At 63.2% G+C, this 457-nt stretch carries 1 protein-coding gene; it reads left to right on the top strand.

Translation table 11 applies throughout. From position 1 onward, the window contains the following. Positions 1–21 precede the first annotated feature (21 nt). The coding region (locus HMPREF3157_RS10745; protein ID WP_305790906.1) for a Rib/alpha-like domain-containing protein at positions 22–457 on the top strand (436 nt) is incomplete at its 3' end.

Raw genomic sequence — 457 nt, 5'->3', positions numbered from 1 at the left:
AAGAACGTCTACGAAGTCCTCGTGACCTACCCCGATGGCTCCACCGACACAGTCGCCGCAACCGTCAACGTCACCGAGACCCCGCAGGCAAAGGCCTACCAGCCGGTGTATGCACCTGCCGAGGTTGAGCGCGGCAAGGTTGGCACCATCGCGGCTCCGAAGTTCACCGATGAGGAGACCGGCGAAGAGCGCGACATGCCCGAAGGCACCAAGTTCGCTCTCAAGGACGGCGAGATTAGCGACGTCAAGATCGACGAAAACACCGGTGAGATCACCGTTGAGTCGACCTACGCAGCTGTCGAGAACGTCTACGAAGTCCTCGTGACCTACCCCGACGGCTCGACCGAGGTCGTTGTCGCAACCCTCAACGTGATCGACACACCGGTCGATGAGCCTGGCGAGCCCGGCGAACCCGGTGAGCCCGGCAAGCCCGGTGAGCCCGGCAAGCCCGGCGAAC

The sequence above is a fragment of the Dermabacter sp. HMSC06F07 genome, from assembly GCF_001807345.1.
Classification (GTDB): Bacteria; Actinomycetota; Actinomycetes; order Actinomycetales; family Dermabacteraceae; genus Dermabacter; species Dermabacter hominis.
This window is presented reverse-complemented; position numbering and strand designations above follow the sequence as displayed.